The sequence below is a fragment of the Shewanella morhuae genome (assembly GCF_003028295.1).
In the GTDB taxonomy this organism is placed as follows: domain Bacteria; phylum Pseudomonadota; class Gammaproteobacteria; order Enterobacterales; family Shewanellaceae; genus Shewanella; species Shewanella morhuae.
Genome location: NZ_PYSG01000002.1, coordinates 2,390,982 through 2,414,075, shown reverse-complemented (window position 1 = coordinate 2,414,075; position 23,094 = coordinate 2,390,982). Strand labels below are relative to the sequence as shown.

The 23,094-nt window shown below is 43.6% G+C and carries 21 protein-coding genes and 1 pseudogene; 8 read left to right on the top strand and 14 right to left on the bottom strand.

The genetic code is table 11. The features are described 5' to 3' along the window. Positions 1 to 127: 127 nt before the first annotated feature. The 4 genes from torD to torE form a co-directional block, all read right to left on the bottom strand. On the bottom strand, positions 128 to 748 hold the full coding sequence (gene torD / locus C9I43_RS11105; protein WP_107883501.1) for a molecular chaperone TorD: 621 nt from the start codon (positions 746 to 748) through the stop codon (positions 128 to 130). A gap of 122 nt (positions 749 to 870) precedes the next feature. Then, on the bottom strand, positions 871 to 3,360 hold the full coding sequence (torA, locus tag C9I43_RS11100) for a trimethylamine-N-oxide reductase TorA (protein ID WP_107883500.1): 2,490 nt from the start codon (positions 3,358 to 3,360) through the stop codon (positions 871 to 873). 15 nt (positions 3,361 to 3,375) lie between these two features. Then, entirely contained in the window at positions 3,376 to 4,554 is a 1,179-nt protein-coding gene (torC, locus tag C9I43_RS11095) for a pentaheme c-type cytochrome TorC (RefSeq protein WP_076496441.1), read from the bottom strand. Positions 4,555 to 4,599: 45 nt separating this feature from the next. Continuing rightward, positions 4,600 to 4,776, bottom strand: coding sequence for a trimethylamine N-oxide reductase system protein TorE (torE, locus tag C9I43_RS11090; protein WP_107883499.1), 177 nt, complete (start codon positions 4,774 to 4,776; stop codon positions 4,600 to 4,602). A 481-nt stretch (positions 4,777 to 5,257) separates the two neighbouring features. Here torE and C9I43_RS11085 point away from each other — a divergent pair, with 481 nt between their 5' ends. Continuing rightward, the gene (locus C9I43_RS11085; RefSeq protein ID WP_076496443.1) at positions 5,258 to 6,610 is read left to right on the top strand and encodes an NCS2 family permease; all 1,353 of its coding nucleotides are present in this window, start codon (positions 5,258 to 5,260) and stop codon (positions 6,608 to 6,610) included. Positions 6,611 to 6,649: 39 nt separating this feature from the next. Here C9I43_RS11085 and C9I43_RS11080 read toward each other — a convergent pair whose 3' ends face one another. Together C9I43_RS11080 and C9I43_RS11075 are read right to left on the bottom strand one after the other, a co-directional pair. Beyond that, complete coding sequence (locus C9I43_RS11080) at positions 6,650 to 7,081, bottom strand: CBS domain-containing protein (protein WP_107883498.1); 432 nt, start codon at positions 7,079 to 7,081, stop codon at positions 6,650 to 6,652. Positions 7,082 to 7,493: 412 nt separating this feature from the next. Next, complete coding sequence (locus C9I43_RS11075; RefSeq protein WP_076496445.1) at positions 7,494 to 8,852, bottom strand: YjiH family protein; 1,359 nt, start codon at positions 8,850 to 8,852, stop codon at positions 7,494 to 7,496. Between the two features lie 702 nt (positions 8,853 to 9,554). On the opposite strand from C9I43_RS11075, the gene C9I43_RS11070 reads away from it, so the two are divergent. Beyond that, a complete protein-coding gene (locus C9I43_RS11070) occupies positions 9,555 to 10,256 on the top strand; it encodes a DUF998 domain-containing protein (protein WP_107883497.1) in 702 nt (233 codons plus the stop codon). 125 nt (positions 10,257 to 10,381) lie between these two features. On the opposite strand, the gene C9I43_RS11065 is transcribed toward C9I43_RS11070, so the two are convergent. Together C9I43_RS11065 and ubiU are read right to left on the bottom strand one after the other, a co-directional pair. Next, positions 10,382 to 11,263 carry a U32 family peptidase gene (locus C9I43_RS11065; RefSeq protein ID WP_107883496.1) on the bottom strand — a complete coding sequence of 294 codons (882 nt, stop codon included), beginning with the start codon at positions 11,261 to 11,263 and terminating at the stop codon, positions 10,382 to 10,384. A 24-nt stretch (positions 11,264 to 11,287) separates the two neighbouring features. After that, entirely contained in the window at positions 11,288 to 12,289 is a 1,002-nt protein-coding gene (gene ubiU / locus C9I43_RS11060; protein WP_107883495.1) for a ubiquinone anaerobic biosynthesis protein UbiU, read from the bottom strand. Positions 12,290 to 12,426: 137 nt separating this feature from the next. Between ubiU and ubiT the strand changes: the two genes are divergently transcribed. Next, a complete protein-coding gene (gene ubiT / locus C9I43_RS11055) occupies positions 12,427 to 12,960 on the top strand; it encodes a ubiquinone anaerobic biosynthesis accessory factor UbiT (RefSeq protein WP_107883494.1) in 534 nt (177 codons plus the stop codon). A gap of 71 nt (positions 12,961 to 13,031) precedes the next feature. On the opposite strand, the gene C9I43_RS11050 is transcribed toward ubiT, so the two are convergent. Continuing rightward, on the bottom strand, positions 13,032 to 13,286 hold the full coding sequence (locus tag C9I43_RS11050; RefSeq protein ID WP_076496450.1) for a YfhL family 4Fe-4S dicluster ferredoxin: 255 nt from the start codon (positions 13,284 to 13,286) through the stop codon (positions 13,032 to 13,034). 4 nt (positions 13,287 to 13,290) lie between these two features. After that, entirely contained in the window at positions 13,291 to 14,658 is a 1,368-nt protein-coding gene (trhP, locus tag C9I43_RS11045) for a prephenate-dependent tRNA uridine(34) hydroxylase TrhP (RefSeq protein WP_107883493.1), read from the bottom strand. A 299-nt stretch (positions 14,659 to 14,957) separates the two neighbouring features. Between trhP and C9I43_RS11040 the strand changes: the two genes are divergently transcribed. Both C9I43_RS11040 and C9I43_RS11035 read left to right on the top strand, forming a co-directional pair. Then, positions 14,958 to 15,800, top strand: coding sequence for an HDOD domain-containing protein (locus tag C9I43_RS11040; RefSeq protein ID WP_107883492.1), 843 nt, complete (start codon positions 14,958 to 14,960; stop codon positions 15,798 to 15,800). Between the two features lie 88 nt (positions 15,801 to 15,888). Further along, positions 15,889 to 17,382 (top strand): putative bifunctional diguanylate cyclase/phosphodiesterase, encoded by a 1,494-nt coding sequence (locus C9I43_RS11035; protein ID WP_107883491.1) that lies wholly within the window; start codon positions 15,889 to 15,891, stop codon positions 17,380 to 17,382. Positions 17,383 to 17,473: 91 nt separating this feature from the next. Here the strand turns inward: C9I43_RS11035 and C9I43_RS11030 are convergent, their stop codons facing one another. Further along, positions 17,474 to 17,905: a thioesterase family protein gene (locus C9I43_RS11030; RefSeq protein ID WP_107883490.1), complete on the bottom strand. Its 432-nt coding sequence runs from the start codon at positions 17,903 to 17,905 to the stop codon at positions 17,474 to 17,476. Between the two features lie 180 nt (positions 17,906 to 18,085). On the opposite strand from C9I43_RS11030, the pseudogene C9I43_RS11025 reads away from it, so the two are divergent. Then, a pseudogene (locus C9I43_RS11025) lies at positions 18,086 to 18,397 on the top strand (chemotaxis protein CheW); the annotation flags it as partial. Between the two features lie 181 nt (positions 18,398 to 18,578). On the opposite strand, the gene C9I43_RS11020 reads toward C9I43_RS11025, so the two are convergent. Further along, a complete protein-coding gene (locus tag C9I43_RS11020) occupies positions 18,579 to 19,835 on the bottom strand; it encodes an adenylosuccinate synthase (RefSeq protein ID WP_107883489.1) in 1,257 nt (418 codons plus the stop codon). Between the two features lie 140 nt (positions 19,836 to 19,975). Here C9I43_RS11020 and C9I43_RS11015 point away from each other — a divergent pair, with 140 nt between their 5' ends. Then, the gene (locus C9I43_RS11015; RefSeq protein WP_107883488.1) at positions 19,976 to 20,866 is read left to right on the top strand and encodes a LysR family transcriptional regulator; all 891 of its coding nucleotides are present in this window, start codon (positions 19,976 to 19,978) and stop codon (positions 20,864 to 20,866) included. Positions 20,867 to 20,869: 3 nt separating this feature from the next. Here C9I43_RS11015 and C9I43_RS11010 read toward each other — a convergent pair whose 3' ends face one another. Further along, positions 20,870 to 21,688, bottom strand: a complete 819-nt coding sequence (locus tag C9I43_RS11010; RefSeq protein ID WP_076496457.1) for a substrate-binding periplasmic protein — start codon at positions 21,686 to 21,688, stop codon at positions 20,870 to 20,872. A gap of 205 nt (positions 21,689 to 21,893) precedes the next feature. Here C9I43_RS11010 and C9I43_RS11005 point away from each other — a divergent pair, with 205 nt between their 5' ends. Next, positions 21,894 to 22,322 (top strand): OsmC family protein, encoded by a 429-nt coding sequence (locus C9I43_RS11005; protein WP_076496458.1) that lies wholly within the window; start codon positions 21,894 to 21,896, stop codon positions 22,320 to 22,322. Between the two features lie 112 nt (positions 22,323 to 22,434). Here the strand turns inward: C9I43_RS11005 and C9I43_RS11000 are convergent, their stop codons facing one another. After that, positions 22,435 to 23,061, bottom strand: a complete 627-nt coding sequence (locus C9I43_RS11000; protein WP_076496459.1) for a TetR/AcrR family transcriptional regulator — start codon at positions 23,059 to 23,061, stop codon at positions 22,435 to 22,437. Positions 23,062 to 23,094 lie beyond the last annotated feature (33 nt).

Below are 23,094 nucleotides of genomic sequence, written 5' to 3'. Positions count from 1 at the left end.
TGGCTATTTATGGTCGATAGCCTGAATCGGAGTGGGTTGATATAGGCAATCAAGCGAATGTCATCGGCATGATATTCGCTTGATTGATTAACTCAACACTAACCGATTAATGCAAGCTTGAGCCAATTTATGCCATCTGTGGTTCAAACTGTAAGGTATCTTGCTTCACCCACTCGAGAGTCAGTACTGCCACCGCGCTATAAAAACCATTTTTGTCGCATTTGATCAGTTGTGCTGTAAACGTGGCTAACCAAGAATTGATGCAGGTTTCCAAAAAGCGCAATTGGGTGCTGTCATCACTGTGACAACATAAGTGCGCCATATAGGCGAGCATAACGGCCAAGTGGTCTGCAGGCTCTGGAAAATGGCTTTGTACCTGTAATTTACTTTGGTGCAAAAACTCACTCATTTGTTGATGTTGCTGGCCAAACAAGAGTGGCTCATCTTCGGTATTTAAATACAGGCTCGCATAGGGTGAAGCGCTGTACTTCGTGCCGACAAGGAAGATACCGCAGTAATCGGCTGCGAGTTCGAGCAGTGCCTCATTGTCTTGTATTTCATTGAGTCTACTGCGTATTTTATCTACAGATGGCGATAGCTGAGTGTCGCTACCAAGCTGGTTCCAGAATTGCTGCGCCGCTTCGCTAGTAAGCTCTTTAAGTCTTTTCTCATCAATTTCGCGGGCAAACAGTGACGATAATAGTTGATAAACCAAGGCTCTGGCATGGTTGATATCGACTTGACTCATTGTATATTCCTCAATGTTGATGCTTAAGTTTGGCGCTAAGATTGAATACTTAGATTTTGTGGATTAGATTTTTACACGCAGGATACGCCATATTCGGCGCACCCAACGTGATGGTTTTAAGCTTATATTTCAACTTCCAGTGGGCCATCGAAGGAGCTGACCTTAGGCACTTTACCTTGGTATTTCTCAAACTCAACTAAGCAAGTATAAGCAGAGCAAGCTTGGGCAAGCTTTGATGTGCCTATGTCCAAGGTGAGGGTGTTAGGATCGCCATAGCTACATAACGCGCCCACTTCAGCGCCGCCCTCAACACTGCCATCTTTACCCACAGGGCCATACCAGGCGCCTTCGTGAATACGCACAACGCCTTTAGGGAAATTGTTTGATATCACAGCGCCTGCCAGTAATTGGCCACGGTCGTTGAACACTCGCACGATATCACCCTCTTTGATACTCCGCGTTTTAGCGTCAATTGGGCTGATATATACAGGTTCGCGGCCATTAACTGTGTAGGTTTCGCGGTACTCTTGCGATTCACACATCTGTGAGTGCAAACGTTTATCAGGATGGCAAGATTGTAACCACACTGGGTGTTTGTCTGAGCCAGGCCCGCCATGGCTACGCTCGGCTTTTTCCATCCAGGTAGGGTGGCCTTTACAATCATCGTAACCAAACTGGTCTATTTTACGGCTAAATATTTCAATTAAGCCTGATGGCGTGCCTAGTGGATTGATTTCAGGATCGTCTCTAAAGTCGGCATGGCGCGTCCATACTTCTCCATCGCCAAAATGTACATAACCTTGTTTCCAGAAGGTGGCAAAGTCTGGCATAGCAAATTTGCCTGCATTAGCGGCTTTGCAATCGTTATAGAGGTTTTGGATCCATTCCATTTCGCTTAAGTTACGAGTGTATTCTTTTTCCTTGCCAAGCACGGCGGCAAAACGAGTAAAAATTTCAAAGTCAGACAAACTATCAAATAGCGGCTCAACCATTTTTTGCATAGCCAAAATACCGCGGTTGGCGTAAGCACCATAAACATCAAGATCGTTGCGCTCATAGGTCGTACAAGCGGGTAGCACAATATCCGAGAAACGGCAGGTGGCGGTCCAGTTCACATCGATGCTGACCACACACTCTAACTTATGGAAAGCCTGCTTCATGCGGTTTCTATCTTGATGGTGGTTCCATGGATTATTACCGGAGAACACCATCATTTTAATATCGGGATAGACCACTTTTGAACCGTTGGCGTCAATAGTTTTGCCAGGTTCGAGAATCGCATCAATCCAGCGGGCAACCGGAATAGTACTGCTGGCACCTTTAAAGTCAGTGCTATCGAAAAGCGGTTTTTGATTTTCGTCTAAGTTACGTGGAAAAGCCCCCGGTGCTGCGGCGCCCGATGCAGGAACACCAATACTCGAGTAGTGGTGACCATAGCTAATACCACCACCTGGCAAACCAATTTGACCCATCATGGTCGCTAACACCGCTGCCATCCAATAGGGTTGTTCGCCATGCTGTTGGCGCTGAATACACCAACCCATCATAAATTGGGTACGGCCTTTGACTAAGGTTTTGGTGAGGTCGCGAATAACATGGGCCTCAATACCGCAGATGGGCGCGGCCCATTCAGGGGTTTTAGCTATGCCATCTTTAGTGCCCATCACATAGGGAACAAACTCTTCAAAGCCTAGGCTGTAAGCTTGGATAAATTTATCATCATAGAGTTTTTGGCTGATCATCTCGTGGGCGATAGCCAACATTAACGTCACGTCGGTTTGTGGGTTGACGTAAAGTTGCTCGCAATCTAAATAGGTTTGGGTTTTTGATACCACGGGATCGATACTGATCACCCGAATCTTGCCTTGTTTGACCTTTTCTTTTAGTTGCGCAAGGTAGGCAAATGATTCGTGAGTTTCAGCATTCCAACCCACTTGTAGGTTTTTATACGGATCGTTTGACCACAGGATAATAGTATCGCTGTGCTCTAAAATCAGTGGCCAAGAAGTACCTTGGGCATAAACCTCAGTTGAGCCTAATACGTAAGGCATGATGGTTTGGCCTGCGCCAGTTGAATAATCGCCAATTTTCTTCACATAATTGCCGTGCATACCCACAGCGCGCTGCATATGGCTGGTGCAAGAGTGCAGTTGACCCGTGGCGCGCCAACCCGTTTGTCCCGCATGTAGGCCCGATGGGCCATATTTGGTTTGCACTTCATCGAGTGAATGCTTAAACAGTTTTAATGCCTTGTCCCATGTGACCCGAACGAAGCGAAAATCACCCCGTTGCAAAGTATTGCTTTTATGGCCTTTGAGTAAAAAATCTAAACGTACCATAGGGTAACGCACGCGAGATGGGTTATAGACCATGCCGCGGATACCGTTAATCATGTCCGTTGGGTACTTGTCGAGGTCAAAGGGTTTTACCTCGGAAATTACGCCATTTTTGCGCTTAATTTTAAAGGCGCCAAAGTGTGAGCCTGTAGTTAACCATTCGTCTTCATTAATGCCTGTTTTGGCTAAGGCATTTAAGGGCGCTAACACTGAGCTGCCACCTAAGGCGACGAAAGAGGATGAGGCGATGCCCTTTAAAAAATCTCGTCTGTTCATAGTATTACTCCCGAATTAGTGCTCTTTTTTCACAAAAGTGGATGAATGTTCCTGCAGATACTTCTGCACTAACGCTTGGGTGTCTTGATCCATATTCACAAAGGCCAACATGCCTTGGAACATCCCCGGCCAAGTATTGGCATCAAAGTGCGCTTCATCTGGTTGGGTATGGCATACACTACAGCTTGAGCGGAAGGTCGTTTTGGCGTAACCCCAAAGCGGTTGCAGATCGGTCAGCAGGTAATCTTTTTCAGTCCAAATCTGCGCTTCAATCCGCTGCCATTTTAGGCCAGTCATAGGGTCTTCTTTTTCTTCAAAAGTTTGGATTACGCCTTCGGTTTCAGCGGCATCTTTGCTCAGCTGCGCGGACAAAATATTCACGCCAAAGTCCATGTAGATCACGCGGCCAGCACCAATCTTTTTACGCCAACCTTCGATAGCTATTTTGATGCGTTTACCTTGGGTATCAAGCACTTTTACTTTAGTCGCTACGTTGAGTGTGCCTGCTTCCACATCGCCTTTGTCTGTGAAGAATAAAGGTTTAGTTAGAGCGCTGTAATAGCTTTGATTGGTTTCTACTGAGCTAACACCTGAGCCAACTTCGGCAATCAGTTCTGGCGCCCGAGCAGTGCCCATTTCTGGTAAATGGTGAGCAATACCTTTGTGGCAATCGATACAGCTTTGGTCGATTTCGGCGGCACGTTTCATCTGTTTTTGGGCCAGTGTTGACATGGTTTCCCATTTCATCGAGTTGTAGTTGTGGCAGTTTTTACAGGCTAAGGAGTTATCTCTGTCAAAACGTTTCCATTCACGGCTCGCCATTTCTAAACGTTTAGCTTCGAATTTCTCAGGAGTATTAACCGTGTTAAATAACCAGCCCCAGACATCGTGCGAAGCTTCCATTTTTCGGGCGATTTTACGGCTCCAGTTATGCGGTACGTGACAATCGGGGCAAGTGGCGCGCACGCCAGAATGATTCGACCAATGCACGGTTTCTTGTAATTCTTGGTACGGCTTACTTTCCATACTATGACAGCTGATACAAAAAGCTTCGGTATTGGTGGCTTCAAGTGCGGTGTTAAATCCGCCCCAGAAAATGATGCCCATGATAAAAGCGCTGATACTTACCGCGCCTAAGGTGAGCGCTTTAGTAGGTTGGTTCAGTGTGCGCCAGAGGTTGGTTAACCACTTCATAATCGCGTCCTCAAAAAAGTAACTGCATGTTAAATAACGGTAGATTTAGTGGCCGGCAACGCCGCCGAAAGCTTGGATCATCCAGATGACGAGCCCATAAAAACCGATCCCGGCGATGGTGAGTGCGGGGAAGAGTAGAAATATGATGAATCCAAGCGCTTTAAATTCACGACTGCGCGTGGATGATTCTGGTGTTTGTGCTTGCATATTGGACTTTGTCATTGGAATAGACTCCGATCGAAAGCGATGTTTGATAGGGTTACTATAAAGTGTAGGTGTGAATAGACTTGCGTGTAGGCATGAACGAGATTTGATAAAATATGAAAGATTATGAAAATTTGTAATGACGATTTATTGTTGGTGATGACTTTAATCTAGGTTATTTTTTTTCAAACAACAGAGTTCTATTTTTACTGCTAATTATTTGCCAAAGTCTTTGCTGTGCCTTAGCTTTTTTCGGTTTTTTCCCGTATTATCCGCGGCCAACAATGGCTGTGTTTATTGGGTTAACTACGGTTAACTCTCGAAAAGCATACAGCTTGCAGATCATGGATTTTCCCCATAGTAGGAAAATGATATGGATCTCTCACCTAAGTCTTACTGAGATTTAGGGCTCTAATCTGCCGCAGCCCGTGTCGCTAATTGCATTTTAAGCCAATTGGTATCGACCCTATTTTAAGAGATCACAAGGTATAACCCTATTATGTCTGAGCAATTGAGTTCAACAGCCGTACCCTCAGGTTCGTTTCTGGACCGTTATTTTTCTATCCAACAACGTGGCAGTACTGTTCGCCAAGAAGTGATTGCGGGATTGACAACTTTCCTCGCGATGGTTTACTCAGTAATTGTTGTACCAAACATGCTAGGCCAAGCGGGGTTTGATCCTGGCGCTGTATTTATTGCCACCTGTTTAATCGCCGCCTTTGGTTCTTTATTGATGGGGTTATGGGCTAATTTACCTATGGCCATTGGTTGCGCTATTTCGCTGACGGCCTTTACTGCTTTTAGCTTAGTGCTCGGCCAAGGCATGTCGATTCCGGTCACATTAGGCGCTATCTTCTTGATGGGGGTGACCTTCACATTCGTGAGTGTGACGGGAATTCGCCAATGGGTGCTAGCTAATTTGCCCAAGGGGATAGCCCATGGTACGGGTATCGGTATTGGCTTGTTTTTACTCTTGATTGCTACCAATAGCGTGCAGTTGATTGTGGCCAATAGCGCGGGTCTACCGGTGAAATTAGGTGATATTAATAGCTTGCCAGTTATCGCCACCGTTTTAGGTTTAGCGGCGACTATTGGCTTAGAGCGTCGCGGCGTGCCTGGCGGGATTTTGTTGGTGATTATCGTCTTATCGGTATTTGGCTTAGTGTTTGACCCGAGCGTTAAATACCAAGGTTTATTTGCCTTACCTGATTTAGCTTCTGAACATTCACTGATTGGTCGGCTTGATATTATGGGGGCTTTTAATCCTGTGGTATTGCCTATCGTACTCGCATTAGTCATGACGGCGATTTTTGATGCGACCGGGACTATCCGCGCTGTAGCAGGGCAAGCAAATCTACTTGATAAAGATGACAATATTGTTGGTGGTGGCAGAGCTTTAACTTCAGATTCTGTTAGCAGCATGGTGGCAGGCTTGGTTGGCGGCGCACCTGCAGCGGTATACATCGAGTCTGCAGCAGGTACTGCTGCTGGCGGTAAAACAGGGTTAACGGCGACGATTGTTGGCGTACTGTTTTTATTGATGATGTTTTTAGCGCCGTTAAGCTATTTAGTCCCTGCGTATGCGACAGCGCCAGCGTTGATGTATGTTGGACTATTAATGCTGAGCAATGTGGCAAAACTCGACTTTAACGATAAAGTGGATGCCATGGCGGGCTTAACCTGCGCGGTGTTTATTATTTTAAGTTGTAATATCGTCACCGGCATTATGCTGGGTTTCGTCACGCTGGTGGTAGGTCGTATTTGTAGCGGTGAGTGGCGCAAACTAAAAGTAGGCGTGTTAGCAATTACCCTCGGTTTAGTCGTATTTTATATGGGCGGCTGGGCGATTTAAATACTCAAACGTGACACTAAAAAGCGAGTGCTAACTGACTTAGCACTCGCTTTCTGCCAATGAAAGATGTTCTGAATAAGCTCGAAGTAAGTCTTTCCAAGTTACGATACCCACTAAGCGGCCATTATCGAGTACCGGTAAGCACCCAACATGATGGTCTAAAATAAGATGGGCGGCGGTGTCTAAGCACACATTTGGGGCAACGGTGATGGGGTTTCGAGCCATGACCTGATGCACGCGTTTTTGTAAGGTTTCTAAGTCCTTAACTGTCTCGCCGATACTGCCAATGTGTGGGCTAATGGCACGTAATAGATCTCGCTCTGAAAGTACGCCTTCTAGTTTGTTATTATCAACCACTAATAAATGATGGAAATTTGCCTGTTCGAATATCTCTTTTACCACATTGAGACGATCGTCCATTTCAATTGTGACGATGCGGGTGCTCATAATATCGGCGACAACAATCGACATAATATTCCCCTTCATGCTTACCTGCCCTGAGGCTGGTTGATTTAACACGCTTCATTACAGCTACTTATAACAGAGTGCCAATTAATTAGCTAACCTGATTACAAATTGTTAACGCAAATATTTGTTCTACCAAATTATGCATCTATTCAGCATCAGTGCGGCTTTCTGCACTTAGCTCAATAAGGTCATGATAGTTTTTGTTAGAAATAATGGTGACGTAATGTGGTGGTGTCGGTTGATAGAAAAGTACGTGATGTATTTTTAAAACGATAGGCATTGGGCATGATAGTGATAGTAATAGTGTTGAAATATAAACAAAAAAAGGAGCCCAGTAGCATGGACTCCTTTTTTAATAGTTTTATTGCTGTTTACTAACCTTGATTAAATGTATCGAGCTTCTATTCAAAGAGCATTAAAAGAGTAAATGCGCCACACCCGCGATAACAGGCAGTGTGACTAACGTCCGTAGAATAAACACCACAAATAGCTCAACAAAGTTCACTGGAATTTTACTGCCAATAAGCAGGGCGCCGACTTCACTCATGTAAATCAATTGGGTTACCGACAACGCTGCAATCACGAAGCGGGTCATATCCGATTCAATCGAGCTGGCAAGAATCGATGGAATAAACATATCTGCAAAACCGACGACGATGGTTTTAGAGGCTTCAGTGGCTTCTGGAATATGCAGCAATTCAAGTAAGGGAATAAACGGCATACCGAGATAGTTAAAAATAGGAGTGTACTCGGCAATAATCAGTGCGGTAGTACCAATGGCCATGACCACGGGAAGAATACCAAACACCATATCGAGAACGTTTTTAATCCCTTCATTTAAAACAGCTTTGATGCCACCAGCGTTGGCTGCTTTCTCTAAGGCTTTATCAAAACCCCAAGATAACGCGCTGTGTCCTGCGGGGATTAGCTCGTCATCAGGCGTACGTGGGGTATCGTCGATGTAGTGGTCTTTCTTCCACGATAATGGTGGCAATTTCGGCACAATCACTGCTGCGGCAAAACCGGCTAAACATACGGTTAAATAGAAGGGCACAAACATGTGCTCTAACTTAACCTGCGAGATCACCACTAAGCTGAAGGTAATCGATACCGCCGAGAACGTGGTGCCAATAACGGCGGCTTCTCTTTGGGTATAAAAGCGTGCTTCATACTGTTTGCTGGTCAGTAAAATCCCGACACTGCCATCACCTAGCCACGATGCCATACAGTCGATTGCGCTACGACCCGGTAGATTAAATACTGGACGCATGATTTTAGTTAGCAGTGTGCCAAATAGTTCAAGTAGACCAAAATTAAGTAGGAGTGGCAGTAACATGCCGGCAAAGATAAAGACTGAGAATAATACCGGCAGTAAATCGTTTAGGACTAAAGCTCCAGTACTAGATGAGTTAATGGCTTCAGGGCCTAAGCCTAAGTAAGTCAGTACGATAAACACTGCACCTACGATACGGGCCGTTAACCATAAAGGGCTGATATTTAATAAACCATTTAAAAAGTGGTTTTGAGTCACAAACTTAGGTTTAAGCACTTTTGATAGTAAAGATGCTAGCGCCATTGCTACCACAATAATGGTCACAATCAGAGTTAACACACCGCTTAATGCACTTTGTAATGCTTTAGAAATGATCGCGATAGGAATGGTAATCGCATCGTTATAGCTAATAGGTGTCATAAATAGCAACAGACCGATCAGCGAAGGGACGATAAAGGTGAGTATCGTCTTTATATTGCGGTTTTTATTTTTAGTAGCCAATTTTGTACACCTTAAAGTACGAGTCGTACATGATAAATTTGAAATTTTTAGGCGGATCTAACGAATTTTTACTGCCCATTTAGATGCATTTAAATTCAACTCAAAAATGAGAAGGGGGAAGGTTACTCGCTTAGCCTTGCTATGTAAACGATTCGCTAGTTAGTTTGGTATTAAGCAGCAAAACAGCATAGTTATTTTGCTTGAGTGATTGATGATATTTCTACCGCGCGATTAATATTTTAGGTCTTTAATTTTTATAAACAATCAGTTACTACCATTTGTTAAGGGTTAGTTTTGGTAGTGTTTTATTTTGTGAGTAAGTTCACTCGCGGACCTTTTTTGAATGAAAAACCCCAAAAATGCGAGGCGTAAGCGGTATTTGTTCAGTTACCGTTCGATTAATGCTCGTTAAGCCCATGTCGAGTTGACTAAAGCTTACATTAGTAATTGTTAATGGGTGTCGTCGTGTCATTAAATATATAGGTGTGCAGGAATACATGTTTATGCGTAAAATTTTTGAGTTTTAGTTTCTATCACAGTGTTTTAGCAAGTTATGTTGCCATTTAATAAAGCCAAGTCAACTGACTAAAAAGTCGTTAATAACGATAAAAATAAAGTTTTACTCATAAACAGGACGTCGGCCGCTTTAAATGTTCTTATTTACATGTAAATTAGTCACATGGTTATCTCACTTCTGTATTCATGATTGTTAACGTAGAGCAGATTACGACAAAAGGCGCCTCAACATTAGCCGTTAAATTTGGTTTTTTGGGGATTTACGGGCTGTTAGTCGGAATTATTACTGCAGTTTTGGGCTTTGATGGTCCTGGAGTGCGAGGCTTCAATTTTTTAAATCATACCTTAAGCGAATTAGGCACCTATGGTGATTCCTCGTTGGCTGTTGTCCTTAACGGTGGATTATTTTTTGGTAGTTTAAGTGTGGTTTTATACTGCTTATCTTCGTTAGCGCATTTGCGCTCTCCATGGGAATCTTGTTTCTTTATTTGTTTGGCATTAACGTTTTTAGCACTAGCAAGCATGGGATTATTTCCGCTAAACGTGTATCACTTACACGTTTTTGGCCTGAAATGTTTTTTTTACTTAGGGAGTTTAAGTGCGATTTTGCACTTATGTTTAATTGGTTTTGGTCAATCTCAATTTAGCCGTTGGACAGGATTACTGGCGTTAATTGTTTTGTGCAGCATGATGACATTTTTATACGCGCCGCAATTACAGTTAGGCTTAACCGAGGGTGATAGACCATTTTATCAAGAGATGGTGATGCAGTTACCTCGTCCACGGTTGTGGTGGCCAGCCCTATTAGAATGGATAGGGCTGGGGAGTTTATTAACTTGGACAAGCGTATTGTTGTTCAGTCAGTTAAGGACCAAGCTTAGATCGTAACCCTGCCTCTCTCTTCTATTTATACTCTATACGATCAGCAACTTTGTGCTAATAGCCTGTTTAGCGTATCCATTACTTCAATATTGTCCTTTGATAGCGGCATGATTTTTTACTGGATACATGGTTTATTCACCGAGTTGCATCGTTAATCCCGCCTCTCCAAACCAATAGCCATTACATTGTTCTGCACTTAACGGCACTGTATTAGACTGAAGCGCTGATGGCGTGTTAATGCTATCGACTAAGGCGCTGGCGTTGGCAATACACTCCATGCTACTGGGCGATACTCGAAATACATCAACTCCCATTTGTTCCATGTCGGCGAGTTCACTGCGTAAATCTAAGCAGGCCGCCGATTGAGTTTGAATGCCATTTAAGCGTAATAGTGGCTGCTGTTCTTGGGTTTGCGCGAGTAGCCCTTTACTGTATTGACGGCAAATAGTCTCGCAACTGTCTTTGGTGAGTTGTTTATGACGCGCAGTAAAACAGCGCGCCGAATGGGCTAAGGGCAGATAGCCGTGTCCGAGGACTTCAACTTCAAACGCAGGTTTATCTTGAATCACTTGGCCAAGCCATGCCTTGGATAATTCAATCGGCATCACAAATCGTTGCATACCAAAACGCGCTAAAATATCTAAACTGGCGCGATTATAATTGTTGATACTTGCACCACACACAAAAGGTAGCTTATGTTCTTTGGCCAGATAAACCGCCGCCATGTCGTTGGCTTCAATAATAAACTCGCCATTATCGACTTGGCGTTTAAGCTCGGTATATTCCGATGGTGCTTCAATGAGTGCCAGCGTTGAAATAACCACATCTTTACCCGCTTGTTTAAGCATCTGCGCGAGCTCAAGATAATCGCCCCATTTGAGTTCACGTCTACGGCTACAAACCGCTTCACCCAGATAAACTAACGGAATGTTACTGGCTGCAACTTGCTGATAAAAATCTGATACCTGTTGCTTTTGCCAGCAATATAACAATGGGCCTAGGGAAATATTCATAGGTGTCCTTTTTTGTCTTAGGTGTTATTGCCAGTTGCGTTCGTACGCACCGAGTGTGGTGATTTGGCCTTCAGAGACCTTAGCGAGGGCTTGTTCCCAGTGCGATTGAGTTTGAAATTTATCGGGATGCTGCAAATAGGTATCTATTGCTTGGCGCCACACTTTAGTGACTTGCTCAACATAGGCTGGACTGCGTTGGCGACCTTCAATTTTAAGCGACACAATGCCAGCTTTGGCGAGCTCAGGGATCAAACTGAGTGTATTTAAGCTGGTGGGTGATTCAAGTAAATAGCTGGGAGAATCTTGCTCATCGGTCAAGTATCGTCCTTTGCAAACAACGGGATAGCCCATTTGCTCATCAAGGGTCGATTTGTCAATTAACACATCATTGAGGCGGGTTAATCTGTCTTGACCTTCCTCTTGCCAGCGTACATGTTTAGCGGGTGAGCATGAGCCGCCTGTATTGGGGGATTGCCCTGTTACATAGGAAGAAAGATGACAGCGACCCTCGGCCATAATGCACAGACTACCAAAGGCAAATACCTCAAGATCAACAGGGCTCACCTTAGCAAGATCGCGCACCTGCTTCATTGATAACACCCGTGGTAATACAACGCGGGCAATATTGAACGCTTCTTTATAAAAATTCAGTGCGCCAAGATTGGTGGCACTGGCCTGCACTGAAAGATGTAGCGGCAGTTGCGGATAATGTTTATGGGCATAATCGAGTAAGGATATATCGGCGACAATTAGGGCATCCATACCGAGTTTTGCTGCTAAATCAATGGCCTGGTACCAGCGGTGTTCTTCTGTCGGCTTAGGAAAAGTATTGAGGGTTAAAAATATTTTCTTACCACGGGCCTGAGTAAACTCAGCGGCCTCTTGTAATTTGTCAGGGGTGAAGTTTAATCCTGCAAATGAACGCGCATTAGTATCGTCTTTTAATCCTAAATACACCGCGTCGGCTCCGGCTTGTATAGCCGATTTTAGCGAGGCGAGATTTCCTGCTGGACACAACAGTTCCATAATGATGCTCCCGATAAAAAGATAGTCGCAGAGTTTAGGGAAGATTGAATGACGGTGAATTGATTTAAAACAGGTTTAAGATCATAAAATCTCGTTAAACTGCGATATATGTATTTATTTTTACTAGGTAAGCGCACATGTCTGCTGTTTTTTCTGCAAATTTAGCCAAGCAACTTCTTGAATTTACACCTAAGGTTATAGGCTTTCCTCTTGCTAAGGTGCCTTTTAGCCTTAAGGCAAAAGTCATTAGCCAATTACTTAGAGTATTATTAGCGCCGCAAACTCATCTCGATGAGCTCAATTTTTTGGAAGATAAGTGGGTGGCCATTTGCGTTGAAGACTTACAACTGGCATTTGAGGTCAGTTTTGATGGCCAGTGGCAAGTCAGACCGTTAACTGATGCGCAGGTCACTTTTAGTGCTAATTCGGCAGAGTTGATTTTAGTGGCAGCAGCGAAGGAAGATCCCGATAGTTTATTTTTTCAACGTAAACTGAGTATTCAAGGTGATACAGAATTAGGGCTCGAAGTCAAAAACCTATTATTAAGTATAGAGTTTGCCACTATGCCAGCGCCTATTCGCCTTAGTGTGGCAAAATTAGCCGCAGCCATTGAGCGGTTACAAATCGAAGCTAAACCAACGAGCATTCTGGCTAAATTAGCGAGTTTTTAATGTAAGTTATTGGTATTCACCATTGCGCTCAGCCACAGCCTTATCACTGATAGGGCTGTTTGTTTATGCTGTTATTCGGTTTTTTGCGTTAATACAGCAAATTTGACTAATAGCTCATCGTTGGATTCGACGTGGTTAGGATCAGGATCGATACAATCAATCGGGCAGACTGAAACACAAGTGGGCTTATCGTAGTGGCCAACGCATTCAGTACAGCGGTCAGGATCGATTTCATAAATCTCCTCACCGAGCGCGATGGCCTGATTCGGGCATTCAGGCTCACACATATCGCAGTTAATACAGCTGTCGTCGATCAATAGTGCCATCTGGTTAACCTAGTTCATGTGGGTTACGGGTATCTTGGCCCTGTGGCAAGTTACGCAGTAAAATTCCGTGACTGACATCCACCTCTTTAGGTACAGGTAAATAAACGGTATGTCCAGAGCCGAGCCCAGCTTCAACTGATTCAGCCTTTCGGTTTTCAAGCTGTTTAATTGTCAAGCTGATATTACCTTGTGGTGTCATCAACTCGACGCTATCACCCACTAAAAATTTATTTTTGACTTCAATTTCAGCCAAGCCTGCAAGATTACGTTTACCCGTAAGTTCACCGACAAATTGTTGGGTGTCGCTGATAGAGTAGCCATAATCGTAATTTTGATATTCATCATGCACATGGCGACGCAAAAAGCCTTCGGTATAACCGCGATGGGCTAAGCCCTCTAATTGGTTCATCAGGCTGCGATCAAAATCTTTGCCCAATGAGGCATCTTCAATCGCTCGGCGATACAGTTGCGCGGTACGTGCAACATAATAGAAAGATTTTGTTCGGCCTTCAATTTTGAGCGAGTCTATACCCATCTTAGTTAGGCGTTCTACGTGCTGAATCGCTCTTAAATCTTTGGAGTTCATAATATAAGTGCCATGCTCATCTTCAAAGGCGGGCATATATTCGCCCGGACGATTGGCTTCTTGTAGTAGGAATATTTGGTCCGTTGGTGCCCCAGCGCCCAAGGTTGTTGGGGTTTCAATTTGCACTGCACTAGGCATAGCTATGATGTCGCCACTGTCGTTTTGCTGTGCCTCGTGCACATCGTATTTCCAGCGGCAGGCATTAGTACAAGTGCCTTGATTTGGATCGCGTTTATTCATATAGCCCGAGAGTAAACAGCGGCCAGAATAAGCCATGCATAAGGCGCCGTGAACAAATACCTCAAGCTCGATATCTGGGCAACGTTGGCGAATCTCTTCAATTTCATCTAAAGATAATTCACGGGATAAAATCACCCGTTTAATCCCTTGGGTTTGCCAAAACTTGACCGAGGCCCAGTTAATGGCATTCGCCTGTACGGATAAATGCACCACTTGATCGGGAAAGGCTTCACGCACCATCATAATAAGACCGGGATCTGACATGATCAGCGCATCAGGCTTCATCGCCACTACGGGCTCCATGTCTTTGATGTAGGTTTTAAGTTTGGCATTGTGCGGCGCAATATTACTCACCACATAGAGTTTTTTACCAAGCGCATGGGCTTCTTCAATCCCTGTGGCAAGGTTTTCCATTTTAAAGTCATTGTTACGTACCCTTAAACTATATCTCGGCTGACCGGCATACACTGCATCTGCACCATAGGCAAAGGCGTAGCGCATGTTTTTTAAGGTTCCAGCTGGAGACAACAGCTCAGGTTTAAACATAATAACTCTCAAATTGATTAATATTGACGCAGTGCGCGGGGGCAGAATTTTACATAATAGCGGTCAGCTTGTGCAAATTGCCTTAGTTAACTTTAGCGGTACTTCACACTTTATGAATATAGCCTGTTTGACTTTAGCTTAGGGGGGGGCAGTATTTGATGGGCTTAGTGTTTGAGGCAAAATAATTAACGTCATCATACAAATTATTAATATCTGCTAGTTTTGTACGCATCTAATTACAAGCAACTGATATACTGCCATTATACTGTGTTCATGTTTACATATTGATGGGAGCCAAGATGTCTACCGAACATCTATTATTAGTCAGTTTATTAAAAAAACTAAAAGATGATGTCTTAGTTTTACCTACCTTGCCTGAAGTGGCAATGCGGGTACAAGAGGTTGTTGGGCGCTCCGATGCAAGCCTTAAGCAAGTTGCTGAAGTGATTGGTCAAGATGCGGCTATTTCAGCGCGTATCATTAAGGTCGCCAATAGTGCCTTGTATAGCCGTGGTATCCCGGCTGAAAGTATTAACAGTGCCGTTTCACGTATTGGTTTATTCCAAATTAAAAGCATTGCGACTTCTGTCGCGATGGAACAATTATTTATATCTACCAATGAAATGGTATGGGAAGTGATGGATGAAGTTTGGCGTACTTCAATTGATGTTACCGCAGCAGCCTGTGCGATGTTACAGATATATAACCAATGCCATTCAAGCAGTAAATTAAATATTGATACTTTGACTCTTGCAGGGTTGGTACACAATATTGGTGCCTTGCCAGTGTTGACTGAGGCCGAGGCGCAGCCGCACTTATTTACCAGTATTGATCAATTACGGGCACTGGTTAGAAAAATGCAGGGACCTTTGGGGCGTGCAGTGTTAAAAAGTTGGGATTTTTCTAGTGAAGTGATGGAAGTGGTTGAGCGTTGGGCTGATTTACCTTATTTACCCGATGAAGTTACTTATCTTGATTTTATTCGCGCAGCAGCATTTTACACGGGTGAGTTACGTGCAGGCTCTGAATTAGAGCAACGTCTTGGTGTATTTGTTGCTCGTGGATTGCCAGTGACAACAGATAATTTGGCAAGTGATGAATTTATAAAACAATTCCATTCGATTAGAGAAAGTTACCAATAATTAGTTGGCTTTTGTGGCATACAAGTGAGCTTGATATCACGACACAAAAAAGGCCATGTTAAAACGTTACAGATAAGGTGAGGTTGAAATGCTTATAATAGGATTAGTTGTCGCCACCCTCACTTTATTGATTGTTTTACTGTACCTCCTACAAGAAAAATTCCGCACTTTACGATCACAACAACAATTCTTAGCCCAGCTCTGTTTCCAGTTAGAGCAACAAAATCTTGAACGCAAAGCGTTAAATATCACCATTGTCCCACAGGAGTTTGCCGCGCTTTATCATACCCTTAATGAATTATTAAAGGCGTTACCAGCCAATGTCGGTAAAGACAAACTGACAGGTTTAGCCAACCGCGTGGGGCTGAAACGTGCACTCACTGCAATGATGCCGCTGACTCAAGGCACCATAGTGTTGATTGATATTTATCGATTTCGTTATGTGAGTGATCTGTTCGGGTTTGTGTTTGGAGATATGTTACTAAAGCAATTTGCTGAGCGTGTAAACACCTTAAATTTAGCGCCAAGATTAGTGGCAAGGCTTAATGGTGATGAGTTTTTTCTATATTACGAACAAACATTAACAGAAGAGCAACTTGTGCAGTTACGCGGGCGTTTACAAGTACCGTTCAATATTAAAGGCAGGCCATTGAGCGTAAAACTTCAAATCGGCTGTGTGCATTTACAACAACATTATGCTGATACGAGCCAAATGTTACGTCGAGCCGATTTAGCACTCAAGAAAGCGCGAAACACCCGCAGTGCCATTGCATTCTATGCCAAGAATGATGATATTCGTCAGCTCAGAGAGTTAAAAATTGTTGATAGTTTGCCTAAATGCCTACTGCGTAATCAGCTTTATATGGTGTATCAAGCTAAACAAGATATTGCTACGGGACGATGTTTTCAGGTGGAAGCATTAATGCGCTGGGAGCATGATGAACTGGGCTTTATCTCCCCAAGCGAGTTTATTCCTTTGGCCGAATACGCAGGCATGATTGATTTAGTCAGCCAATGGGCACTCGAACAGGTGTTAGCGCAGCAAGCCAAATGGCGCGCCGCAGGAATGCATCTTTGTGTTGCGGTCAATCTATCGACGCGTGATCTTGATAGCGACACACTCCCGCAAGACATAGCAGCAAGGCTGGCTCATTATCAGTTACCGCCTGAGTCCTTGATGATTGAGATCACTGAAAGTACCTTGATGACCGACTTAACCAAAGCGGTTAAAACTTTAACGCAGCTCCGAGCTATAGGCGTTAAGCTTGCGATTGATGATTTTGGCACAGGTCATTCATCTTTAGCTTATTTAAAGCATTTACCGGTTAATGAAGTCAAAATCGATAAGGCGTTTTTACAGGATCTTGGACAGGATAAGCCATCGGAATATATTCTTGAGGCCAGCATTAATATTGCCAAAAAACTGGGTTATGAGGTGACAGTAGAGGGAATTGAAACGCTTGATATTAGAGATATGCTCGTAGCGATGGGGGTCGATACCTTACAAGGCATGTATTATGCCAAACCAATGCGTGCTGCAGAGCTAGAAACCAATTGGGAGCAGTTGCATAACCTCGCTTAAACCTTAAACCTTAAACAGGGCATAAATTTAGTTTAAAGCCTGCTGTTGAGCCTTTTATTCTTTTATTCACTTCATGCAGGTCGTCACAAGGTTACTCCTGTGCATTGATAACAAATCCACGACTTAATACCGTAATCAACTCTGCCGGCATAGGTGCTAATTGACGAGCTTGGTTCATGCATACCATTTCAATTGTCGCGGTGACTGCAGGTTTTTTACCTTGAGGTCGCCAAATCTCCTGTTGCCATACCGTGCGGTACTTACTCTCGAAATAAAACTGAGTCCGGACATCGATAATATCGGCAAACTCCACCCCTTCATGGCACAGCATATCACTGCGATATACGGCAAAGCCGAGCTGGTTTTGTTGCCATAAAGCACTTAATCGTTCAGCGCCAATGACATGCTCACGGGCACGCTCGAAATATTTTAAAAAATTTGGGTGGTATACCACACCCGAGAAATCGGTATCTTCGTAGTAAATTTGAACCGGAAAAGAGAAGGTCGGGCTAAATTGTGGCATCGAATTTACATCAGTTTAGGTGATTAGCGTAGCGCGTCAGTTTAGCGGTTTATGGACTTAAACAAAACCTCTAATACTGATATACAAAGTGCACTTTTTTAAAATATCTCAGTAATCAGATAGTAGATTTATACTCTCGTGTCTAATTCATTAATCCCTTTTTTGTGTTGATTTGCGAGGTTGAGGGCTTTATATAAAATAAAGAAATCAGAAATATTGACAGAAAGTGGTACCAGTGAACTCGAAATTATTGAGTTTCATCTGCATAAGATACTGCCTAACGGTGACCATAAAGTATGTCATTACGGGATTAATGTCGCTAAGGTTAGAGAGGTGATTAGGGTGCCTGAGACTTCAGATTATCCTAATGCTCAACGGCACATGGTTGGGGTATTCTCCTTACGGGAGAAGCTGATCCCTTTAGTCGATCTTGCTGGTTGGCTAGGAATATCGACTCCAGATGATTTAACGCATAAAGTCGTTATAGTCACTCGAAGATGATGTTCTTTTTAGTTAATTATCGCCATGTTTAGCCGCGACATTAGTGCACCAGTCGTAAGAGTATTGATTCGCTATTCGTGTATTAGAGACACTTATGTGACAAATGATGTAAAAGCAAAAAAGCCATATTCACTTCCGCAAATATGGCTTTAATCGAATCGTTGACGCTATGTTAGCGAATGATCATTTGATCGCGCTCAGGTCCAACAGATACCATGCTAACACGCACACCCATTAGGGCTTCAATACGTTCAACATATTGTTGGGCACCGATAGGCAGGCTTTCAAAGGTGCGACAACCGGTAATGTCTTCGCTCCAACCCTGCATTTGTTCATACACAGGCGTTAGTGCAGCAGTTTGCGGCCAAATCGGGTTCTCAGTGTGCTCGCCTGCATAGGCAACACAGATTTTGAGATCTTTCATGCCAGATAAGCAATCAATCTTGGTTAAGGCGATTTCGGTAGCCGCTTGTAATTCAACACCGTTACGAGTTGCCACAGCATCAAAATAACCCATATCACGTGGACGACCAGTAGTTGCACCAAACTCGTTAGCACTTTCACGGAATGCGTCTTGCTCTTCCATTGCGGTTACTAAAGTGCCTGTACCTACAGATGAGCTAAAGGCTTTTGCTACAGCAATTATGCGCTCAGGACGCAGTGCAGGTAAACCACTGCCGATACCAGCATAAGCTGCAGTGACGTTTGATGATGTGGTGTAAGGATATTCACCATAGACTAAATCGCGGCCAGCACCCAATTGCGCTTCAAACAGTAAGTGAGCATCTTGTTTTTGCAATGCTTTTAACGGTTCAGTGACGTTGCAAATAAATGGACGCCAAGGAGCGGTCACTTCTAATAACCATGCGGTCATTTCAGCGGCCGTTTGCTCAAAATCGCAGCTTGGATAAAGTGCCTTTAATTGTGGCATTTTCCAATCAAGCATAAATTGAATGCGCTCTTGTAGCACTTCAGGTTGGTTTAACCAGCCGACTAGAATGCCTTTTTTCATCACGCGGTCGCCATAGGCTGGTGCAATCCCTTGACGGGTTGAACCATAGGCTAAATCGCCTAGACGCTGTTCTTCTAAGGTGTCTTCTAATGCATGCAAAGGTAAGCACAGTGTTGCACGGTCTGAAACGCATAATTTAACGTCAACACCCGTTGCTTGTACTTCAGCAATTTCTTGGCTCAGTGCCGCAGGGCTTATCACCATGCCAGGGCCTAATACTGCAATGCAGTTAGGATTGAATATGCCACTGGGTAATTGGTGTAATTTAAAGGTACCATAATCATTGACTACAGTATGACCTGCGTTGTTACCGCCTTGGAAGCGGATACTCGCTGCAGCATTAGCGGCTAAATAATCTACGATGCGGCCTTTGCCTTCATCACCCCAATTTGCACCCACAACCACGATCGACGGCATAACAACATCTCCTCATTGGATTAAGAGGCTATGCTAGACCTGTCATTTGAATAAGAGAAATTAATTATAGTTATCATCTCAATAAGGATTTCATATATCATTGGTTATTATTAACTCTAGTTCTACTTTGGTGGTGAAAAATGCTCGATATTCATTGGTTAAAAACCTTTGTCACCTTAGCGCAGCACAAACACTTTGGTAAGGCTGCCATTGCGCTGCATATGACACAACCTAATGTCAGCTTGCATATTAAGCAGTTGGAGCAAACGACCCGGGTAAAGTTGATTGAGCGTAACCCTTTCAAGTTAACCCAGGCGGGATTTCGTTTATTGGAAAGTAGCGAAAGGACGTTAATGGAGCTACAAATCTGTCAAGCGGATCTCAATGCGATTAATAATCTTAGCCAAGGTACATTAACGATTGCCGCAAGTGATATTATCTCGCGGTTATTATTGATCCAGCCATTTCAGCTTTTTAAAGCGGAGTTCCCGGGGATTGATTTTTCATTGCTCAATACTACTTCATCGCAGGCTTCTGAATTAGTGACTAATGCCGAAGCTGATCTTGGTTTTGTGATTGCGCAAAAAGAGAGTCAACCACTGCACTTTACTGAGTTACAACAAATTAAATGGTGTGCATTAGGGGATAACTTGCAACAATGGCAGCAGGCAAAACGGTCTATCGATACCTGTTTAAGCGAGCAACCCACCTTAATTTTACTTGGCCATGATACCCGTACTCGTGAGCTGTTAGATCCCGCATTACCCTCACTTAATTTATCGAATTATAGGATTATGGAAGTCGGCAGTGTCGATGCTCAAATCGATTGGGCTGAAGCCGGATTTGGCGTTGCAATAGTGCCTGAGTTTTCTGTTTATACTAAGTCGAGTCTCACCACAAAAATTACTCCTCTCCCACAATTTCCGACAACGAGCTTAGGCTATATTGTGCGGCAGAATCAGGTCCTGTCTAAAGCTATCAAACAATTGTTATATTGGGTAAATCAAGAGATTATACGCTCACAACGCTAGCTATTAGTGAGCTGCTGAGAGTAGCGTGTCATACTGTCCGGTTGTTTTTAGCAGCGATAAGCCTTCATCGAGCTGTTTGGCTAAGTTCTGTGCTTGCGGATTTTGCTTAGAAAATGCGAGATAAATATCGCTACTATGATTTGTAAATACGGGGGTAATATCATGGTCTACTCCCATTTTTTGCAGATTTTCCTTTGCGACTAAATCGAACATCAATGCTGTATCAATGCGGCCTATCAATAGTAGATTAATCAACTGATGTTGGGTGGCAACTGTGACAATATTAAGCTGTTGCTGCTGCACTAACTGAGAAAATTCATCCCCGTATTCATAGCTTTTAATTACGCCAATCACAGTCCCTTTTGGCAATGCCCACTTATTAATCGCATTCAGTGGTTTTTGATTTTTTTGATAAAAAGAGGCTGTCGCAACAAAAAGTGGAATTTTACCGAAGATGAAGCGTTGTTCAGTACTCGCTTCGCGAGTGACATTAAATACCCCGTCAACACTGCCTTTTTCAGCCATCATCAAAGCTCGTGTATAGGGTAAAACTAAGCTTTTTACTTCAATTCCTGAGGGTAAAAATGCAGCCTTAATGATCCGATGGGATATTCCTTGACCTAATTGATCGGCAAAAGGCGGCCAGCTGTCTTCAGCTGCGAGGGTAATACTGCTCAGATGCTGTGCTACTTGTATAGGTTTATCGTCTTGCGCAATGCTATAAGATGTCGACAGCAATAATAAAATAGCGCCAAGCAAAAACGAGATCAATATATTCAATTGCTGTCGTCTTTTACCTATGGATCGTATTTCGTGGTGCATTTTATTGCCATTCAGTTACGCGGTGTAAGGCTTTTATAACACAGGTTTTATGTGCTAGACCAATGGTTTTATGGGGCTTGAGTCATTTCTGAAAGCATTACCGATTATAAAGCGTCTTCTTAATATTGTGATCTTAGGCGATGATTTTTATATAACCAACCATTAGAATAATCTGATTGAATAAAATCTAATGGAGTATTTATCAATGGCTGAAAAAGTAATTGAAGTAACAACACACATGGCTGGTGATTGGAAAGTCACGGCTCAGATCCGTGAGCATCTTTTAGTGATTGATCAGCCTACAGCAACAAATGAGGGTGCTAACCCTTTAGAGACGTTCTTATTTTCTTTGGGCGGTTGTATTTCTGCGATTGCTAGGATGGTTGCTCGCGAACAGAAGATTGAGTTGCGTCAGTTTGACGTACATGTTCGCGCTGTGATGAATAGTGCTGGTTTGCTTGGTCAGCCTTCGGATGACCCTGTGGGTTTTAAAGATATTGCCATTAACGCGAGTATAGATGCCGATCTTACTGAGGAGCAGAAGCGTATATTTTTAGATGCTGTGTGCCACCGTTGTCCAGTGCATGACAACTTATTGCATCCCACACTCGTGACCCATGCCGTTAAAAATTAAGTCATTAGCGTTAATATTTAGCGTTTGCATATCCCCCTGTTAGATAATTGTCTTATCGGGGGATATGATTAGGATTATATTCTTCTTAGCACCTATATAGGGAAATATAGGGTTAGTTTTTAGAAAAAGCGTCCCGAAAATGTGTCAGAACCAGCTCAGCCACACTGCGCAGTTCTTTTGGACAAATGCCATTGGTTGCTTGAACGGCCATACCTTGCAACATAGTGCCTATGTAGCGTGCCAGCAGTAAAGGATCGGCATGTGCGGGTAAATCCCCTTCATCTTTAGCGCGTTGTAAGCGCTCACAAAGTGCTATTTCACCGTCGCGGCGACGATTGATCAAGGTTTGTTTGATGGCTTGTCCCGCTTCACTGCAGGTCAAGGCACCTTGAACAATCAAGCAGCCTTGCGGGTGGCTTTCATCAACTAAGGAGCTGGCAGCACCTAATAACATCGCTTCAACAACTTGATAGGCGGTTTCTTGTTCTAATGAAGGGTAGAAAAATGCACAGGGACGTTGTTCATATAATTCTATTGCTTTGATAAATAACTGCTCTTTATTACCAAACGCGGCATAAAGGCTAGGTTTATTAATGCCCATTGCTTGGGTTAAGTCCGTTAATGACGTACCTTCAAAACCTTTGCGCCAGAAAACTTCTAAAGCTTTTGCTAATGCATCCTCAGTGTCGAAAGCGCGTGGGCGACCTACACAGGGCGTCTGGGTGACGGTTGACATCATTAGGCTCCTCAATTCTCAATTGCCCCTAGGATA

Excerpts from the sequence above, each read along its gene's own strand:
- torD (WP_107883501.1), bottom strand. The coding sequence starts at position 748 with ATGAGTCAAGTCGATATCAACCATGCCAGAGCCTTGGTTTATCAACTA.
- torA (WP_107883500.1), bottom strand. The coding sequence starts at position 3,360 with ATGAACAGACGAGATTTTTTAAAGGGCATCGCCTCATCCTCTTTCGTC.
- torC (WP_076496441.1), bottom strand. The coding sequence starts at position 4,554 with ATGAAGTGGTTAACCAACCTCTGGCGCACACTGAACCAACCTACTAAA.
- torE (WP_107883499.1), bottom strand. The coding sequence starts at position 4,776 with ATGACAAAGTCCAATATGCAAGCACAAACACCAGAATCATCCACGCGC.
- C9I43_RS11085 (WP_076496443.1), top strand. The coding sequence starts at position 5,258 with ATGTCTGAGCAATTGAGTTCAACAGCCGTACCCTCAGGTTCGTTTCTG.
- C9I43_RS11080 (WP_107883498.1), bottom strand. The coding sequence starts at position 7,081 with ATGTCGATTGTTGTCGCCGATATTATGAGCACCCGCATCGTCACAATT.
- C9I43_RS11070 (WP_107883497.1), top strand. The coding sequence starts at position 9,555 with ATGATTGTTAACGTAGAGCAGATTACGACAAAAGGCGCCTCAACATTA.
- C9I43_RS11065 (WP_107883496.1), bottom strand. The coding sequence starts at position 11,263 with ATGAATATTTCCCTAGGCCCATTGTTATATTGCTGGCAAAAGCAACAG.
- ubiU (WP_107883495.1), bottom strand. The coding sequence starts at position 12,289 with ATGGAACTGTTGTGTCCAGCAGGAAATCTCGCCTCGCTAAAATCGGCT.
- ubiT (WP_107883494.1), top strand. The coding sequence starts at position 12,427 with ATGTCTGCTGTTTTTTCTGCAAATTTAGCCAAGCAACTTCTTGAATTT.
- C9I43_RS11050 (WP_076496450.1), bottom strand. The coding sequence starts at position 13,286 with ATGGCACTATTGATCGACGACAGCTGTATTAACTGCGATATGTGTGAG.
- trhP (WP_107883493.1), bottom strand. The coding sequence starts at position 14,658 with ATGTTTAAACCTGAGCTGTTGTCTCCAGCTGGAACCTTAAAAAACATG.
- C9I43_RS11040 (WP_107883492.1), top strand. The coding sequence starts at position 14,958 with ATGTCTACCGAACATCTATTATTAGTCAGTTTATTAAAAAAACTAAAA.
- C9I43_RS11035 (WP_107883491.1), top strand. The coding sequence starts at position 15,889 with ATGCTTATAATAGGATTAGTTGTCGCCACCCTCACTTTATTGATTGTT.
- C9I43_RS11030 (WP_107883490.1), bottom strand. The coding sequence starts at position 17,905 with ATGCCACAATTTAGCCCGACCTTCTCTTTTCCGGTTCAAATTTACTAC.
- C9I43_RS11020 (WP_107883489.1), bottom strand. The coding sequence starts at position 19,835 with ATGCCGTCGATCGTGGTTGTGGGTGCAAATTGGGGTGATGAAGGCAAA.
- C9I43_RS11015 (WP_107883488.1), top strand. The coding sequence starts at position 19,976 with ATGCTCGATATTCATTGGTTAAAAACCTTTGTCACCTTAGCGCAGCAC.
- C9I43_RS11010 (WP_076496457.1), bottom strand. The coding sequence starts at position 21,688 with ATGCACCACGAAATACGATCCATAGGTAAAAGACGACAGCAATTGAAT.
- C9I43_RS11005 (WP_076496458.1), top strand. The coding sequence starts at position 21,894 with ATGGCTGAAAAAGTAATTGAAGTAACAACACACATGGCTGGTGATTGG.
- C9I43_RS11000 (WP_076496459.1), bottom strand. The coding sequence starts at position 23,061 with ATGATGTCAACCGTCACCCAGACGCCCTGTGTAGGTCGCCCACGCGCT.